Raw genomic sequence first — 14,721 nt, forward strand, 5'->3', positions numbered from 1 at the left:
CTAAGCCTCAGAGGGCGAGGCTGATCGGTCCGGCGGGCACCGCCGAGCATGCGAGGACGTGATCGGCCGGAACGCGCGCTGCCGGTTCGACGGGGTAGAGGACGGTGCCGGAGGCGAGCGCGATCGAACACGTTCCGCACGATCCGCCGCGGCACGAGCTCTCCGCGTGGACCCCGCGCGACTCGAGCGCGTCGAGGAGGGTGCCCTGCGCGGGCTCCCAGAGGAAGCTCGTGCCGGATTCGGCAAGCGTGACCTCGGCGGGTTCGCAGTCGGCGATCGCCTCGCTCATCCCCGTGTGCGGGGAGGCGAAGGTCTCCTGGTGGACGCCGGGAACCCCGGCCTCCTCGGCCGCGGCGAGCACGGCCCGGGTGAAGTCGGCGGGCCCGCACACCATGACGTTGTCGCAGCCGCTCAGGGTCGCGACGAGATCGTCGTGGCCCGGCCTGCCGTCGACGGCGGTGTCGCGGTGCTCGGCCTCGACGGGCAGGCCCGTGCCCTCGGCTCGGTCGACGAGCCGGTTCCACAGGCACGCCGTGCGCTGATCCCGGTCGATGTGGAGCAGCCTGAGCCGCTCGGCTGCCGGCACGGCTCTGCCGAGCGTCTCCTGTGCGGCAGCCCCGTCCGCAGACCCCGGCCCGACCCCGTCCGCAGAGTGGCCACCCGCGCCGAGCGCAGCGCCGACGGTCACGGGTTCACGGGCGACCTCGCGGAGGAGTCCGAGGCTCGGGGTGATCCCGATGCCCGCGGTGACGAGCGCGGTCGTGCCGCCGAAGACCCGATCCGCTGTCATCGTCCCATGCGGTCCTGACGCGAGCACGCGCTCGCCGGGCGGCAGGCTCGCGACCGCACGCGATCCCTTCCCCTGGGTGCGCACGGCGATGGAGACGACGTCGTCGGTGACGTCGGTGATCGTGTACGTCCGCCAGAACGGCGCCCCGAGCTCGAGGTGGACGCGCAGGTTCGTCCCCGGTTCGTCGAAGTCGCGGATCCAGTCGAGTTCGTCGCGCAGGGAGATCTCCACCGTGTCGTTGCAGATCTGCCGGGAACTGACGACCGTGAGGAAGCGCGGAGTCCGGGCGGTGGGGACGAGATCGCGCGGCGCCTGGCCTTCGACGACGATCTCATCGCCGGCCGTGATCGTCCCTGATTCGAGGATCCGTCCGTAGACCCCGCAGTGGAGGTGCCCGCACGCCGAGGCGAGGATGCGGGGGACATTGACGTCGACCTCGGTGGTCACGGGGTTGACGGTCGTCGCCGGGCAGCGCTCGATCGCCTGGCTGATCGCCAGCCGGACGCCGCCGATGCGCACGATCCGACCGATGAGCCCGAATTCGGCGAAGGGATCAAGCCCCTCGACGAGGATGTTGCCGCGGAACCGCAGCGGGTCGAGGTCCTCGCTTCCCAGCGCAGCCCGTCCTTCCTCGGTGGCCCCGAGGGCCTCAACGGTGGCGGGGTTGATGAGCGAGATCCCCGATTCGCGGGAGTCGAACATCCCCTGCGCGGCGACGACGATCCCGCGCGGATGAGAACCCTGCGGGGGTATATGCGAGGAGAGGAACTCCGCCGAGGCGGCCCGTGACTCGTCATCGTCCGGGCAGAAGGTCGTCGACCCTCCCGCCGGCGCGGTCAGCGTGATCGCAGAATCGGGAGCCGTGCTCACTTGCCATTTCTGCAGGTCAGGGTAGTTCTTGAGGACGGTGAAAGCGGAATAGCGCTGCCACTGGTCGGCGGGGACGTTGAGGCTTCCGTTCGTGAAGGCGGCGACGCGGTCACCGCGGATGCCGCGACCTGAGTCGACGACCGCCTCGGCGATCTCCTCTGCAGGGAACCCCTTGACGGGGAAGCGGAACAGTCTGGATGCACGCATGCCCCGATTCTACGAGCACCGCCGCCGCGGGGATGCGAGAATGAGACCAACGGCACACGGGCCACCGGGGTTGCCAGATACCCTATGGGGGTATATAGTCCTGTCATGACTGAGCAACATGGATACACCCCGCAGAAAGACGCTCTGGCTCGCCGGATGAAGCGGATCGAAGGACAGGTCCGCGGGATCGCGAAGATGATCGATGACGACAAGTACTGCATCGACATCCTCACCCAGGTCTCGGCCGCCACGGCTGCGCTGCATGCGGTCTCCATCAATCTCCTCGAGGAGCACATCGCTCACTGCGTCGTCGACGCCTCCGCCGCCGGCGAGGACGAAGCGCGCAAGAAGATCGAGGAGGCTTCAGCCGCCATCGCCAGGCTCATCAAGAGCTGACCTGATCTCCAGGGCGCCGGCCCCCTTCCCGGACCGATGCCCCCGACGATCGCGCATCTCTGACGAGTCATCGCGACCTCGCCGACCGACCGGTCGGCGAGCACGTGCGAGGAAAGCAGGAGACATGACCACCACCACCATCACCGTGTCAGGCATGACGTGCGGCCACTGCGTCGCGTCCGTCAAGGAGGAGATCGGGGCGCTGCCCGGAGTCTCCGACGTCGCGGTCGATCTCAACGCCGGCGGGGACTCCCCGGTGACGATCACCTCGGCGAACGACCTCGACGATGCGGACCTGCGCGCCGCCGTCGACGAAGCGGGCTACGAGGTCAAGTGATGTCGCGCGAGGTTGATCTCGACATCACGGGAATGACCTGCGCATCGTGCTCGGCTCGGATCGAGAAGAAGCTCTCGCGTCTCGACGGGGTGAGCGCCGAGGTGAACCTGCCGCTGAATACGGCCCATGTCGTCATCGACTCAGGTCTCAGTGATGACGACATCACCGCGGCCGTCGCGAAGGCCGGGTACGGGGCGACGGTGCGGCAGGCCGCCTCGGCGGGGCCGGAGATCGTCGACTACGATCCCCGGCACCTGCGCCCGCGCTTCATCGGTTCGCTCGTCCTGTCCGTGCCGATCATCGCCATCTCGATGGTGATGAGCTGGCACTTCCCCGGCTGGCAGTGGGTCGTGGGCGCTCTCGCCCTGCCCGTCGTCACGTGGGGCGCCTGGCCCTTCCACTCGGCGGCGTTCAAAGCAGCCCGGGGACGCTCGACGACGATGGACACGCTGGTGAGCGTCGGCATCATCGTCGCCAGCGGGTACTCCTATGCCACCCTCATCCGCGCGCTCATCGACGGCTACGGCTGGCAGATCCCCGGCGACTACCACGTGTGGTTCGAGGCGGCTGCGGCGATCACTGTCTTCCTCCTCATCGGCAAGCTCACCGAGGACCGGGCGAAGAACCGGGCGACGGCGGCTCTGCGCGAGCTGCTCGACCTCGGGGCGAAGTCGGCGACCGTGATCCGGGAGACTGGGGCTGGGGCCGGCGGTTCGGTGTCCGGGTCGCCGGTCGGGACCGGTGCGCTCTCCGGCTCGCGGGTCGAGGTCGAGGTGCCGATCGACGAGCTGGCGGTCGGCGACGTCTTCCTCGTCCGGCCAGGTGAGAAGATCGCCACCGACGGAGTCATCGTCGCCGGTCATTCGGCCGTCGACGAGGCGATGCTCACGGGCGAATCCGCGCCCGTCGAGGTCGGCGTCGGCGACACCGTCACCGGGGCGACGATCAACACCTCGGGCGTCCTCGAGGTCCGCGCCGAACGCGTCGGGGCCGACACGACCTTGGCAGCGATGGCCGATCTCGTCAGCCGCGCGCAGCTGGGCAAACCCGCCGTGCAACGCCTGGCCGACCGGATCTCCGCGGTGTTCGTTCCGATCGTCTTCGTCATCAGCGCCCTCACCCTGCTCACGTGGGGTGTGGTCACCGGTGACTGGGCGATGGGCCTGCACGCCGCGCTCACTGTGCTCATCATCGCGTGCCCGTGTGCGCTCGGACTCGCGACTCCGACGGCTCTCGCCGTGTCCTCAGGTCGCGGCTCCCAGCTGGGCATCCTCGTTTCGGGGCCCGAGGCGCTCGAGTCGACGAGGTCGATCGACACGGTCGTCCTCGACAAGACGGGCACCCTGACCACGGGCGTGATGTCGCTGACCGGAACGCAGCTGAGCCCGGACGACTTCACCCTGCTCGCGCGCCTCGAGCACGGCAGCGAGCACCCCGTGGCCCGGGCGATCGTCGACGCCGAAGCCGCGCGCAGTGCGGGGAGCACGGTCGGAGGCTCTGTCACCGGCGGTGCCTCGCCCGATACCAACGGCGCGGGTGAACGCACCGCACTGCGGACCACGGACGCGGGGACCGCCTCGGCGGGGGTGGAACGGTCGAGGGAAGGGGTCGAGGACTTCACCGCCATCCCCGGCGGTGGGCTCGAAGCCCGCATCGACGGCTCCGCGGTCCTCGCGGGTCGACCCGATCTGCTCCGCGACCGCGGGATCACCGTCGACATCGACCCCGCCGAGGTGCCGGCCGGAGCGACGGTCGTCGCCCTGGCCGTCGACGGGCAGTTCCGCGGGCTCACCTTCGTCGCGGACGAGATCAGGGACGGGGCCGCCTCGGCGATCGCCGAACTCCATGACCTCGGACTCTCCACGGTGCTGCTCACCGGGGACAACGCCTCGGCCGCCGAGGCGGTCGCGCAGGCCGTGGGGATCACCGAGGTCCGCGCCGACGTCCGTCCCGAGGGCAAGATCGCCGTCGTCAACGAGCTCCAGGAGAAGGGCCGGTCGGTCGCGATGGTCGGCGACGGCATCAACGATGCCGCGGCGCTGGCCGGGGCCGACCTCGGCATCGCGATGGGCTCGGGCACGGATGCGGCGATGGCGGCCTCGGACATCACGATGGTGCGCTCGGACCCGCGGCAGATCCCGCAGGCGATCCGCCTCTCGCGGAAGACGCTCGGGCTCATCAAGGGCAACCTGTTCTGGGCCTTCGCCTACAACACCGCGGCGATCCCGGTGGCCGCGGCAGGGCTGCTCAGCCCGATGATCGCGGGTGCTGCGATGGCGTTCTCCTCGGTCTTCGTCGTCCTCAACAGCCTCCGGCTGCTGCGGTTCAGGTAGCCCGGCGGCTGCTGCGGTTCAGGCCGCACGGCCGCAGTCGCTGTGACCGGCGCTCCCCGGCCACGGCGACTGCGCGAACGGCGCTCACGGCACGGTCCGTGGGCGCCGCTCGCGTCTGTGTCCGCGGGCGCAGGCGGTGCGTGAGCGCTGCCGGCGGTGCGACCGCGCCGCCGGCGGAGCCTGTGCTCAGTCTGAGCGCGCACCCCCGCCCTCACTGCTCAGCGTCGTCGCCCTCGCCGGGCCAGAACCTCCGCCGCGCCCGGTCGGAGTGGGCGAGCCTGCGGAGGCTGCCGATGAAGATCTCGCCGAGCACGGTGCCGAGAACCGCCTTCTCGACGATCGCCGCTGCGGAATCGGTGGTTGCCACGCTGGCCATATCGGCATCGGCGATCCGGTCGGCCGCCTCGGCGTAGACCTCGAGATGACCGAGGAGGTCGGCGTGACCGGTGTCGAGCATGGTCTCCACGGCCGTGATGAGGGCGTCCCTGGCCGGTTCGTCCTCAGCGAGGTTCCAGCCGCGCGCGGCGACAAGGTCGTCGACGACCCTCGCGGCCCGCGCGCGGTTCTCGCTCGGCGCATCGTCGGGCCGGGCGTTGATCCCGAGCATCGCCTGGCCGAGCACGACGGGCACCTCCGGGGTCGGGGAGTCGAGTTCCGTGAGAACCGTCCGCGCCGTGGCGATCGACATCCCGCCGATGGTCACCATGGCTCGGATGAGGCGCACGCGATGGAGGTGGTCGTCCCCGTATCCGCCCGGGTCATCAGCGGTCGGCTGCGCGCGCGGCACGAGCCCTTCGCGGATGTAGTACTTGATCCGCGGGATGGGCACGCCGCTGCGAGCACTGAGCTCGGAGATCCGCATCGCCGTCCATCGCCTCCTCGTCGTCGCCGGTGCCGTAGCCGTCGTCGCAGCCGCAGCACCAGTCACAGCCGTCACGGCCTTCACTGCCGTCGCGGCCCTTGCCGCCCTCGTCGCGGGCCACTTGTCACTGACCTCTTGCGCCAGCCTCCTGGATAGTCTACTATCCACAGTATGGATAGCGGACTATCTGCCAATGGCGGCAAGAGGTCCCCGGATCGGACCCCGACCGGGACGCCGCCGGATCACGAACGCGAGCACCACCTCGGCGAACGACGACGAGGACCCCTTGTCTCCGCACTGCTCCGCCTCCACCGGCCCCTGCTCGTCGCGGCGGCGTTCTCCGCGGTCGTCGCGGTCGTCGCGACGATCGGCTATTTCGTCGATGACCGCACGCTTGTCGGCGTTCCGATCTGGCACAAAGCGGCGAAGTTCGGCGTCTCGATCACCATCTACACCCTGACGATCGCGTGGATGCTCACCTTCCTGCCCTCGCGCAGCCGCTTCGCTCGCGTGATCGGCACGATCATCGCGTTCGGCATCACCGTCGAACTCGTCCTCATCGTCCTCCAGATCATCCGTGGTCAGATGAGCCACTTCAATGTCGGCACCGTCTTCGACGCCGCCGTCTACTACGGCATGGGCGGTTTCATCGTCGCAGTGTGGATCGCGAACCTCATCATCGGCATCGTGCTCGCCGTCCGCCGCCTCCCCGACCGTGGCATCGCCGCCGGGATCCGCTGGGGGACGGCCATCGGGCTCATCGGAATGGCCATCGCCTTCCTCATGACCGTCGGCGAGTTCGAGATCGTCGACATGGACGCCGCCGAGGCGCAGGGGCTCGCCGGTGCGCACAGCGTCGGCGCCGTCGACGGGGGTCCGACGATGCCGATCACCGGCTGGAACACTCAAGCCGGCGACATCCGCGTCCCCCACTTCGTCGGTCTCCACGCCCTGCAGATCATCCCCGCCTTCGCCCTCGGCCTCGTGCTCCTCGGGCGGAAGTGGCCCAGGCTGCACCCCGAGAGCACCCGGGTGGGGCTCGTGAGGATCTTCGCACTCTTCTACTTCGGCATCGTCGCCGTCACCGCGGCCCAGGCGATCAGCGGTCAGTCGATCCTCGAGACGGACCTCCGGACCCTCGGAGTCGTCGCCGTGCTCGTCGTGGCCGCGGGCCTCGGCTCATGGGCCGTTCTCGCCCGGACCAGGCAGGGCACCTCGACGTGATACGCAGGGCCCTGCTCGAGGCAGCGCCCGCCTACCTGAGGCCAGGGTGCCTACTTGAGGACAGGGTAGGACTGGTCGTCGTTCTGAGTGTCGTTGCGCATCACCCAGTTGAGCACCGACGCGAGGGCAGTGACGAGGACGAACGCGATACCGGCGTAGATGAACGAGAAGCCGAAGGCACCGGAGTCCTGCCACGCGCGGGTGACGATCATCGAGAGGATGAGGACGGCGACGCCGCAGACCAGCCCGACTTTGAGCGCGTCCTTGTAGGACACGGTGCTGGAGGACTTCTTCGCGGATTTCGACGCTGCCATACCCCCAGGGTACCGACTCGAGCTGGGAGTCGTCGCATCCGCACCTCTCCCCCGCCTCTCCCGGCATCCGCCCGATCGGCCAAGACTCCTTGACCCCGGCGAATCACCCCAGGTGGACGCGCACGCCCGAACACGCGAAAATGTCATCGTGCCCATCCCCACACCTGTGCGCTCGCGGGCTGCCACGTCGGCAGCAGGCGTCCTGACCAGAGTCGGTCCGAGGACGCTGCTTGCGTGCGTGTGCGCCCTCGTCCTCCTCACGGTCGCCGGTTGCGGCCCGGACCGGGGACTGCGGATCGAGCCCGCGAGCACAGCCTCCCCGACACTGCTCAACCAGTCCAACGAGGACGCCGGCCCTCCGGACAAGCCCTTCTCGCTCGAGACGATCCGCACAGCGATCGAGGACGCCTCCGGTGTCGCCGTGACCGGTCGCGCGGCGGAGACCGCCGAGGTCGTCGGCGAATGCACGGACTGCCTGAAGTTCGGTGCCCCATTCACCCGTGGCGAGGAGAAGTTCCAGGTCGTCACCGTCGCCAACCCGCAGCAGCGCAGTGAGGACATCGCCGGTGTCGTCGTCAGCGAGAAGGACGGTGCCCCCCGCCTCGAGCTCATCGCCACCGGCAACCAGCTCACGCTCAGCCCCGGGAAGAACGGGACCCTCGTCGTCCAGGAGGCGATGTATGCCGACGGCGACGAAGACTGCTGCCCTTCTGGCTGGTCGGTGCAGGTATTCCGTCTCCATGACGGTAGGTTTGAACCGGGTCAACGCTTCACGCGACTGAATGGAGAGTCGTAATGCATATCGTGCTGGTCGAGGATGACGAGGTCATCCGGGAGACGACGCAGATCGGACTCGAGCAGTTCGACTACACCGTCTCCGCCTTCGCCGACGGCCGCGAAGGCTACGAGTTCGTCGCCGCGCACGGCGCCGACGTGCTCCTCCTCGACCTCATGCTCCCGACGATGAACGGGGCCTCGATCTGCCGGGCCATCCGGGAGCGCTCGTCGATCCCGATCATCATCATCTCCGCCCGCTCGGAGGCCATCGACATCGTCCAGGCCCTCGAGGCCGGCGCCGACGACTACCTCACCAAGCCCTTCGACATGCAGGTCCTCAACGCCCGCATCCGCGCCGTCGTCCGCCGCTTCATCACCACCGGCACCGACCGCCTCGGCTACTCGCCGACCACCGACATCGTCGACGAACACGAGACCGTCATCGGCCCCGGCGGAGTCATCACCGGCGACGGGATCCCCGAAGTGCTCGGTCCCAGCCCCGGCATGGACTCCCGTGACCGCACCCGCAGCGCCCTAGCCGACGACGACACCTACCTCGGTGCCGGCGGGAAGTTCACGTCGGCGGCGGGCACGGATGTCACCGTCCCTCCGCGGCCCGCATCGTCTCCGCCCTCGGCCGCCGAGGCGGGGCAGTCGACCAATGAGCTCGGACCCTTCCGCACGCGGCTGGGGTCCCTCGTCCTCGACACCGGACGACTGACTGTCGAGGTCGACGGTGAGGAGGTCCACCTCACCCCGACCGAGCTGCGCGTCCTCCTCCTGCTCACCGAGCAGCCCGAACACGTCTACTCGCGGGAGAAGATCGCGTTCACCGTGTGGGGCTACGAATGGGCCGGCGACTCGCGCGTCGTCGACGTCCACATCCAGCGCCTGCGGAAGAAGATCGGGGCGAACATGATCGAGACCGTTCGCGGCTTCGGGTACCGCTTCGCCGGCTGAGCCATGTCCCTGCGCTGGAAGATCTCCCTTCTCATCGTCGCGTCCGTGATCATCGCGGTGCTCTCGTGCAGCATCATCCTCCGGCAGTCCGCAGCCCGGGCCGAGGACGACCGGATGCGCTCGACGGTGACCGACCAGCTCGCCAACGCTGTCAACATCTTCTCCGAGACCGGGGTGCTCACCCTCAATGCGCGCATCGACGACCCGCAGCTGCCCGACGAGGCCCGCGCGCAGGCGCTCAAGGGCCAGAGCGTGACGATCCGCTCCGAGGTCGACGGGGAGGAGATCGTCTGGGCGGCCGCACCGATCGAGGTCGGCACGTACACCGAGGTGATCTCCGTGCGCGCCTCGACCGCCGACAGCCGTGAGCTCATCGGCCGCATCGACCAGGCCCTGCTCGTCGGGATGATCGGATCGGCCCTCGTCGTCGGCGGCGTCGGGTCGATCGTCGCCGGACGGATCTCTCGCCGACTCACCCTGGGCGCACAGGCGGCGCGGAAGATCGCCGCCGGGGACACGTCGATCCGCATCGCCGACGTCGTCGACGAATCGGATCAGGAGGTGTGGGCATTCGCCTCGGCGGTCGACACTGCGGTGACGAGGCTGAGCGAGCGCATCGACTCCGAGCAGCGGTTCACCGCCGACCTCGCCCACGAGATGCGCACCCCGCTCACCGGCCTCGTCAACGCGGCGAGCCTGCTCACTGAGGATTCGCGTCCCGCCGAACTCGTCAAGGACCGGGTGCAGCGGATGCAGGTCCTCGTCGAGGACCTCCTCGAGGTCTCCCGCCTCGACGCCGGCCGGGCGAACCCGGAGTTCACCCGCGTCGACATCGACCAGGCGATCCGGTCCCTGCTCGGGACGATGACCGCGTCGGGAGCGCTCGCCGGACATGAGGTCGGCACCGACTTTGGTGCGCAGGGCGCCAAACTCGTCACCGACGTCCGCCGCTTCGAGCGCATCATCTCCAATCTCCTCGTCAACGCGATCAAGCACGGCGCCGACCCCATCCACCTGACGACGAGCCCCACCTCGATCGTCGTCACCGACTCCGGCAGCGGATACCCCGCCGACATCGTCGAGACCGGCCCGACCCGTTTCGTCTCCGCCGGCGGCGGCGGGATGGGGCTCGGTCTCGTCATCGCCCAAGGTCAGGCACGCCTCCTCGGCATCCGTCTGATCTTCAGCAACGCGCCAGCCGGGGGTGCGCGCACCGAGGTGATCTTCCCCGACGAGGAGGCCCAGGACATCGCCCTGCGCCAGCAGCTCGGAGTGGAGTAGGTCCCTTCACCGATGTGACAGAGCGTTACTCGACCGTTACACTCTTGTGATATTGAGTGTCGCGGCCGTCGGGGAGATCCGGCGGTCGAATCGTGAGAGCAACGTGGAGCAGTATGACGGGTGAGGCAACGACCGCGGGACAGGTGCGGCGGCGAGATCTTCGCAGGCAGCAGGCACACACCCCGACAGTCGCACCCCACCCCAGTGACCTCGACACCGCACCGATCTCCACCTCGGCAGTGACCGCCGCATCCGCGTCGACCGCACCGCTCTCCCCCCGCCGCGCCGCCATGGCGGCAGAGGCCCGCGCAGCCGCCGGATCACCGCGGCGCGCAGCGATGGCCAAGGAGGCCCGCGAGTCCGGCTCGGCGTTCACGGCACAGTCCGGCCGTCGCGGATCCGACGGCGCTCTGCTCCGCTCGGTGCGCCGCAAGCGCGCGACGACGGTCACCACCCTCTCCGGCCTCTCGGTCGCCGGCGCCGCCGTCGCCACGGTGATGTTCGCGACCGCCGGAAACGGCAGCGAAGTCACAGTCGACACCAGCGCCGGATCCGAACCTCGTCAGATCAACGCCGAATCCGTCAACGCCGACATCCCCGCCGCCGACGAGAACTCGTCGATCGAAGTCGGTGCCCCGAGTGCGAAGCAGCAGGGGGCCAAGGCCGCCAGCCGCTCGATCGCGAAGAGCGCCCTGCCCGGCTGCGATGCAGAGACCGAGTTCGGTTCGGGTGCGAGCAACGGTCAGCTGCCCGATGAGTGGCTGTGCGACCTCGGCAAGGGCGGTCACAAGCTCCGCGCCGACGCCGCGGTGTCGTTCGCGGAGATGAATGCCGCGTACAAGAAGGAGACGGGCAAGGAGATTCCGATCACGGACTCCTACCGCAGCCTCGAAGGCCAGGTCTCGGTCGCCGGCCGCAAGCCCGGCCTCTCCGCCCGTCCCGGCACGTCGATGCACGGCTGGGGGATCGCCCTCGACCTCGGCGGCGGCACCGAATCGAAGACCGGCCCATGGGACTGGCTGGTGAAGAACGCCGGGAAGTTCGGCTGGGAGAACCCGGACTGGGCGAAGTCGTCGAAGTACGAGCCCTGGCACTGGGAGTACGTCCCCGCCCGGGACCAGATCAAGGGCAAGTGACCCCGGTCTGAGATGAGCCTCCGCGCGGCACCCTGCCGTCGGTGCCCAGGAGGCGGATCCGGTGCGAAATCCGGCTCACTTTCGACTCGGATCCTCCTCGGGGGAGTGGTCGCCTCGCGAGCCCGTTCGCGTTACCCCGCAGGGCGCGCGAGTACCGTCGCCGGTAGACCCTCTGCGCGAGGCGGACGACCGGCTCGCCGAGGCGCCAGATGCCCAGCCCCGCCCGCGACACGGAGCGGAGGACGAGGAACACGCGGTCGTCGGGACGGTGGACGAGGAGGAACGACTCCTCCCCGGTGATCGGATGCCCCGGCTTCGTGCCGTAGGTGAACCCGCGGAGATCCTCGGTCTCGACGACCTCGAGCACCCGGGAGGGTTCGGGCAGTCGGAACGGGCCGAGCCGCACGCGGATCGTCGGCTCCTGGCCGGCCTCGACCCGGCGCCCGGCCGGCTCGATGTCGAAGCCGCTGCGGGTCTTCACCTTCCACTGGAGGAGGTCCTCGGCGCAGGCCTCGAACGTCGTCCGACCCCGCCCGACGAAGTACGCGGCCTCGAAGCAGCGGTAGCCGTCGGGACGGTCGAGCCACCTCGGCGAATGGGGACGGGTGAGGAGCGGATTCTGCGGACAGGTCAGAGGAACCGGGGTCATAGGAACACCGTAGCCAACGCCTCCGATTCGGCAGTAGAGTGCACAGTGACGGCATTCGACGATCGAATGTCCGATAAGGACATCACGCGGCTGCCCAGACACTCCGACAGCCCGCGCACGATGACACGCCCCGCAGAGAACAGCCCGCGCACCCACAGGATCGAAGGAGAACCCATGCGCACCCTCACCGGCATCGACGAGATCGAATCAGCCGTCGGCACGGAGCTCGGCTCCTCGCAGTGGCTGACCGTCGACCAGGCGGCGATCACCGCGTTCGCCGACGCCACCGACGACCATCAGTGGATCCACCTCGATGAGGAGCGGGCCGCGGCGGGTCCGTTCGGGGCGACGATCGCCCACGGGTTCTACACGCTCTCGCTGCTGCCGAAGTTCTCCTCGGAGATCTTCGCCATCGACGGGGTGTCGATGAAGATCAACTACGGGCTCAACAGGGTCCGCTTCCCGCAGCCGGTCCGCGTCGGCTCGCGCCTGCGCGACACCGCCACGCTCACCGATGTCACCCGCGGGCCCAAGGGCACGCAGGTGATCATCAGTCACGTCATCGAGATCGAGGGAGAGGACCGCCCGGCGTGCATCGCCGAGATGGTCAGCCTCCTCGTCGAGTGAGGCCTCAGAGCGTCCGAGCGAAGAACGGGATGACCGACTCGAGCGCCTTCCCGGCCCCGTCGCCCTGGTCGTAGAGGTCGTAGTGGGAGGCACCGGGGATTTCGACGAGTTCCTTGTCCTCCGATGCGGCCTTCTCGATGATCGTGTGGCCGTCGCGCCACGCGCCGAAGGCCCCCTGCTTGCCCTCGTCGCCGATGACGACGAGGAGCGGCTGGTCGAGGAGCACTTCGGCGAGGTCGAAGGCATCCCAGCCGAGCGCCGACGATCCGTGCGCGCCTTCGAAGCTCACGGCACCGCCCTCGGCCCGGCCCCGGTTGGTGCGGTAGTAGTCGAAGGCTTCGATGATGTCGATGTCTCCGGTCTCCTGTGCCGCCTCGGCGGTCTCGGGGAGGAACCCGTTGACGAGGCTCTCGGCGCCTCGGGCCTCCGCGGTGCGCTGATCTCCGATGCCGCGCAGTGCCGCGAGCGGGCCACCGCTGAGTTCGGACATCTCCCGCTGGAGACGGCCGAAGTTCGCTCCGGTGATCGACACGGCGGCCTTGAACCGCTTCTCGGTCTTCGCCGCCGCCCATGTGTAGCCGCCTCCGCCGCAGATCCCGAGGACGCCGATCCGTTCGGCGTCGACGTAGGGAAGGGTGACGGCGTAGTCGACGACGCGGCTGAAGTCCTCGACGCGCTGAGCGGGATCCTCGAGGAAGCGCGGCAGCCCGCCGCTGGCCCCTTGAAAGCTCGCGTCGAAGGCGATGACGACGTATCCGGCATCGGCGAGGGCCGGAGCATAGACGTTGCCCGACGTCTGCTCCTTGCAGCTGCCGATGGGGTGAGCGGCGACGATCGTCGGATAGGTGCGCGTCTCGTCGAAGTCGGTCGGGAAGTGGATGTCGGCGGCGATGTCCCAGTACATGTCGGGATTGCGGAACGTCACGTGCTCGACGTTCGTGAGTTCGGTGCGCTTGATGGTGCCTGTGGACACGGGTCCTCCTCGTGGTCGGTGGGACGATCCTGTGCGTCGTCCTCGTGCTTCCATCCTTCGCGGGTTCCCGCGCCCCAACCAGAACAGGACTGTTCCTGGGAAGGATCCCTCCCAGGAACACCGCCCGCGCACCGGGCTATCGTGAGGGCATGGCCTCCTCACCCCAGCTCGCCGCGCTCGGCGAGTTCTTCCGCGTCCGCCGAGGCGAAGTCTCGCCAGGGTCGGTGCCCAGCCACGTCGTCGGATCGACGGGCATCAGGCGGGTGCCCGGTCTGCGCCGCGAGGAGGTCGCCCAGCTCGTCGCGGTCAGCCCCGACTACTACACCCGGGTCGAACAGGGCCGACTCGCCCCGTCCGACCAGGTCTTCGCCGCCCTCTGCCGAGTGCTGTCCCTGACGTCCGAGCAGACCGCCTACGCCGAGGACCTCCTCGCTCATGCTCGCGGGCACCACTCCCCCGCACCGGGTCGCGAAGCCGCGAACGGCCGCCTCCAGCTGCTCCTCGACCAGCTGAGAGACCTGCCCGCGATCGTCCTCGGCGCACGGATGGACATCCTCGCCTGGAACCCGGCGGCAGCGGCTCTGCTCATGGACTTCTCCCAACTGCCGCCGCACGAGCGCAACTACGTCTCGATGACGTTCACGGTCCCGCAGATCCGAGACCTCTACGAGGACTGGGACACGGTGGCGCGCACGTGCGTGGGCATCCTCCGCCGTGAGGCCGCGGACAACCCCGACGACCCCGAACTCGCCTCGCTCGTCGGTCGGCTCTCGATCGCCGATGCGGACTTCCGCCGCTGGTGGGCCGAGCATCGCGTGGCCGAGCAGGATTTCGGGGACAAGGTGCTCAACCACCCCCGCGCAGGGCGGATCCGCCTCCAGTGGGACTCGTTCACCTACGCCGGGTCGACCGGGCAGCAGCTCATCCTCTGGTCCGCCGAGGCGGGCACCCCGGACGCCGCGGCGCTCGCCGACCTCGTCTGAGC

General features: G+C 69.2%; 15 protein-coding genes. 10 read left to right on the forward strand and 5 right to left on the reverse strand.

The window, feature by feature from the left end; all coding sequences use genetic code 11:
* Positions 1–7: 7 nt before the first annotated feature.
* Complete coding sequence (locus ACQ1RG_RS03660) at positions 8–1,867, reverse strand: MOSC domain-containing protein (RefSeq protein WP_259800889.1); 1,860 nt, start codon at positions 1,865–1,867, stop codon at positions 8–10.
* 105 nt (positions 1,868–1,972) lie between these two features.
* On the opposite strand from ACQ1RG_RS03660, the gene ACQ1RG_RS03665 reads away from it, so the two are divergent.
* The 3 genes from ACQ1RG_RS03665 (at position 1,973) to ACQ1RG_RS03675 (ending at position 4,933) form a co-directional block, all read left to right on the forward strand.
* Positions 1,973–2,263, forward strand: a complete 291-nt coding sequence (locus tag ACQ1RG_RS03665; RefSeq protein ID WP_009376627.1) for a metal-sensitive transcriptional regulator — start codon at positions 1,973–1,975, stop codon at positions 2,261–2,263.
* A gap of 124 nt (positions 2,264–2,387) precedes the next feature.
* Complete coding sequence (locus ACQ1RG_RS03670) at positions 2,388–2,600, forward strand: heavy-metal-associated domain-containing protein (protein WP_009376628.1); 213 nt, start codon at positions 2,388–2,390, stop codon at positions 2,598–2,600.
* Positions 2,600–4,933 (forward strand): heavy metal translocating P-type ATPase, encoded by a 2,334-nt coding sequence (locus ACQ1RG_RS03675; protein WP_430600526.1) that lies wholly within the window; start codon positions 2,600–2,602, stop codon positions 4,931–4,933. Before ACQ1RG_RS03670 ends, ACQ1RG_RS03675 begins: the two co-directional genes overlap by 1 nt.
* A 211-nt stretch (positions 4,934–5,144) precedes the next feature.
* Here the strand turns inward: ACQ1RG_RS03675 and ACQ1RG_RS03680 are convergent, their stop codons facing one another.
* Positions 5,145–5,870 carry a MerR family transcriptional regulator gene (locus ACQ1RG_RS03680; protein WP_197932138.1) on the reverse strand — a complete coding sequence of 242 codons (726 nt, stop codon included), beginning with the start codon at positions 5,868–5,870 and terminating at the stop codon, positions 5,145–5,147.
* A gap of 96 nt (positions 5,871–5,966) precedes the next feature.
* Between ACQ1RG_RS03680 and ACQ1RG_RS03685 the strand changes: the two genes are divergently transcribed.
* The gene (locus ACQ1RG_RS03685) at positions 5,967–7,019 is read left to right on the forward strand and encodes a hypothetical protein (RefSeq protein ID WP_063249495.1); all 1,053 of its coding nucleotides are present in this window, start codon (positions 5,967–5,969) and stop codon (positions 7,017–7,019) included.
* 50 nt (positions 7,020–7,069) lie between these two features.
* On the opposite strand, the gene ACQ1RG_RS03690 is transcribed toward ACQ1RG_RS03685, so the two are convergent.
* Positions 7,070–7,333 (reverse strand): hypothetical protein, encoded by a 264-nt coding sequence (locus ACQ1RG_RS03690; RefSeq protein ID WP_063249493.1) that lies wholly within the window; start codon positions 7,331–7,333, stop codon positions 7,070–7,072.
* Between the two features lie 148 nt (positions 7,334–7,481).
* Here ACQ1RG_RS03690 and ACQ1RG_RS03695 point away from each other — a divergent pair, with 148 nt between their 5' ends.
* The 4 genes from ACQ1RG_RS03695 to ACQ1RG_RS03710 all read left to right on the forward strand — a co-directional run bounded on the left by ACQ1RG_RS03695 (position 7,482) and on the right by ACQ1RG_RS03710 (position 11,487).
* Positions 7,482–8,129, forward strand: a complete 648-nt coding sequence (locus ACQ1RG_RS03695) for a hypothetical protein (RefSeq protein ID WP_231882200.1) — start codon at positions 7,482–7,484, stop codon at positions 8,127–8,129.
* Positions 8,129–9,070 (forward strand): response regulator transcription factor, encoded by a 942-nt coding sequence (locus tag ACQ1RG_RS03700; RefSeq protein ID WP_009376634.1) that lies wholly within the window; start codon positions 8,129–8,131, stop codon positions 9,068–9,070. Before ACQ1RG_RS03695 ends, ACQ1RG_RS03700 begins: the two co-directional genes overlap by 1 nt.
* Before the next feature lie 3 nt (positions 9,071–9,073).
* Positions 9,074–10,351, forward strand: a complete 1,278-nt coding sequence (locus ACQ1RG_RS03705) for a sensor histidine kinase (RefSeq protein WP_009376635.1) — start codon at positions 9,074–9,076, stop codon at positions 10,349–10,351.
* Positions 10,352–10,464: 113 nt separating this feature from the next.
* On the forward strand, positions 10,465–11,487 hold the full coding sequence (locus ACQ1RG_RS03710; protein WP_009376636.1) for a M15 family metallopeptidase: 1,023 nt from the start codon (positions 10,465–10,467) through the stop codon (positions 11,485–11,487).
* On the opposite strand, the gene ACQ1RG_RS03715 is transcribed toward ACQ1RG_RS03710, so the two are convergent.
* Positions 11,474–12,136, reverse strand: coding sequence for a DUF1990 family protein (locus ACQ1RG_RS03715; protein ID WP_009376637.1), 663 nt, complete (start codon positions 12,134–12,136; stop codon positions 11,474–11,476). The two genes, ACQ1RG_RS03710 and ACQ1RG_RS03715, sit on opposite strands and share 14 nt — an antisense overlap.
* 174 nt (positions 12,137–12,310) lie before the next feature.
* On the opposite strand from ACQ1RG_RS03715, the gene ACQ1RG_RS03720 reads away from it, so the two are divergent.
* Complete coding sequence (locus ACQ1RG_RS03720) at positions 12,311–12,763, forward strand: MaoC family dehydratase (protein ID WP_009376638.1); 453 nt, start codon at positions 12,311–12,313, stop codon at positions 12,761–12,763.
* Between the two features lie 4 nt (positions 12,764–12,767).
* Here ACQ1RG_RS03720 and ACQ1RG_RS03725 read toward each other — a convergent pair whose 3' ends face one another.
* Complete coding sequence (locus ACQ1RG_RS03725) at positions 12,768–13,736, reverse strand: alpha/beta hydrolase (protein WP_009376639.1); 969 nt, start codon at positions 13,734–13,736, stop codon at positions 12,768–12,770.
* Positions 13,737–13,885: 149 nt separating this feature from the next.
* Here ACQ1RG_RS03725 and ACQ1RG_RS03730 point away from each other — a divergent pair, with 149 nt between their 5' ends.
* Positions 13,886–14,719: a helix-turn-helix domain-containing protein gene (locus ACQ1RG_RS03730; RefSeq protein WP_009376640.1), complete on the forward strand. Its 834-nt coding sequence runs from the start codon at positions 13,886–13,888 to the stop codon at positions 14,717–14,719.
* Positions 14,720–14,721 lie beyond the last annotated feature (2 nt).

The sequence above is a fragment of the Brevibacterium sp. K72 genome (assembly GCF_050562175.1).
GTDB classification, from domain to species: domain Bacteria; phylum Actinomycetota; class Actinomycetes; order Actinomycetales; family Brevibacteriaceae; genus Brevibacterium; species Brevibacterium casei.

Bases quoted from the DNA above. Each gene is read 5' to 3' on its own strand.
- ACQ1RG_RS03660 (WP_259800889.1), bottom strand. From the start codon at position 1,867: ATGCGTGCATCCAGACTGTTCCGCTTCCCCGTCAAGGGGTTCCCTGCA.
- ACQ1RG_RS03665 (WP_009376627.1), top strand. From the start codon at position 1,973: ATGACTGAGCAACATGGATACACCCCGCAGAAAGACGCTCTGGCTCGC.
- ACQ1RG_RS03670 (WP_009376628.1), top strand. From the start codon at position 2,388: ATGACCACCACCACCATCACCGTGTCAGGCATGACGTGCGGCCACTGC.
- ACQ1RG_RS03675 (WP_430600526.1), top strand. From the start codon at position 2,600: ATGTCGCGCGAGGTTGATCTCGACATCACGGGAATGACCTGCGCATCG.
- ACQ1RG_RS03685 (WP_063249495.1), top strand. From the start codon at position 5,967: ATGGATAGCGGACTATCTGCCAATGGCGGCAAGAGGTCCCCGGATCGG.
- ACQ1RG_RS03690 (WP_063249493.1), bottom strand. From the start codon at position 7,333: ATGGCAGCGTCGAAATCCGCGAAGAAGTCCTCCAGCACCGTGTCCTAC.
- ACQ1RG_RS03700 (WP_009376634.1), top strand. From the start codon at position 8,129: ATGCATATCGTGCTGGTCGAGGATGACGAGGTCATCCGGGAGACGACG.
- ACQ1RG_RS03705 (WP_009376635.1), top strand. From the start codon at position 9,074: ATGTCCCTGCGCTGGAAGATCTCCCTTCTCATCGTCGCGTCCGTGATC.
- ACQ1RG_RS03710 (WP_009376636.1), top strand. From the start codon at position 10,465: ATGACGGGTGAGGCAACGACCGCGGGACAGGTGCGGCGGCGAGATCTT.
- ACQ1RG_RS03715 (WP_009376637.1), bottom strand. From the start codon at position 12,136: ATGACCCCGGTTCCTCTGACCTGTCCGCAGAATCCGCTCCTCACCCGT.
- ACQ1RG_RS03720 (WP_009376638.1), top strand. From the start codon at position 12,311: ATGCGCACCCTCACCGGCATCGACGAGATCGAATCAGCCGTCGGCACG.
- ACQ1RG_RS03730 (WP_009376640.1), top strand. From the start codon at position 13,886: ATGGCCTCCTCACCCCAGCTCGCCGCGCTCGGCGAGTTCTTCCGCGTC.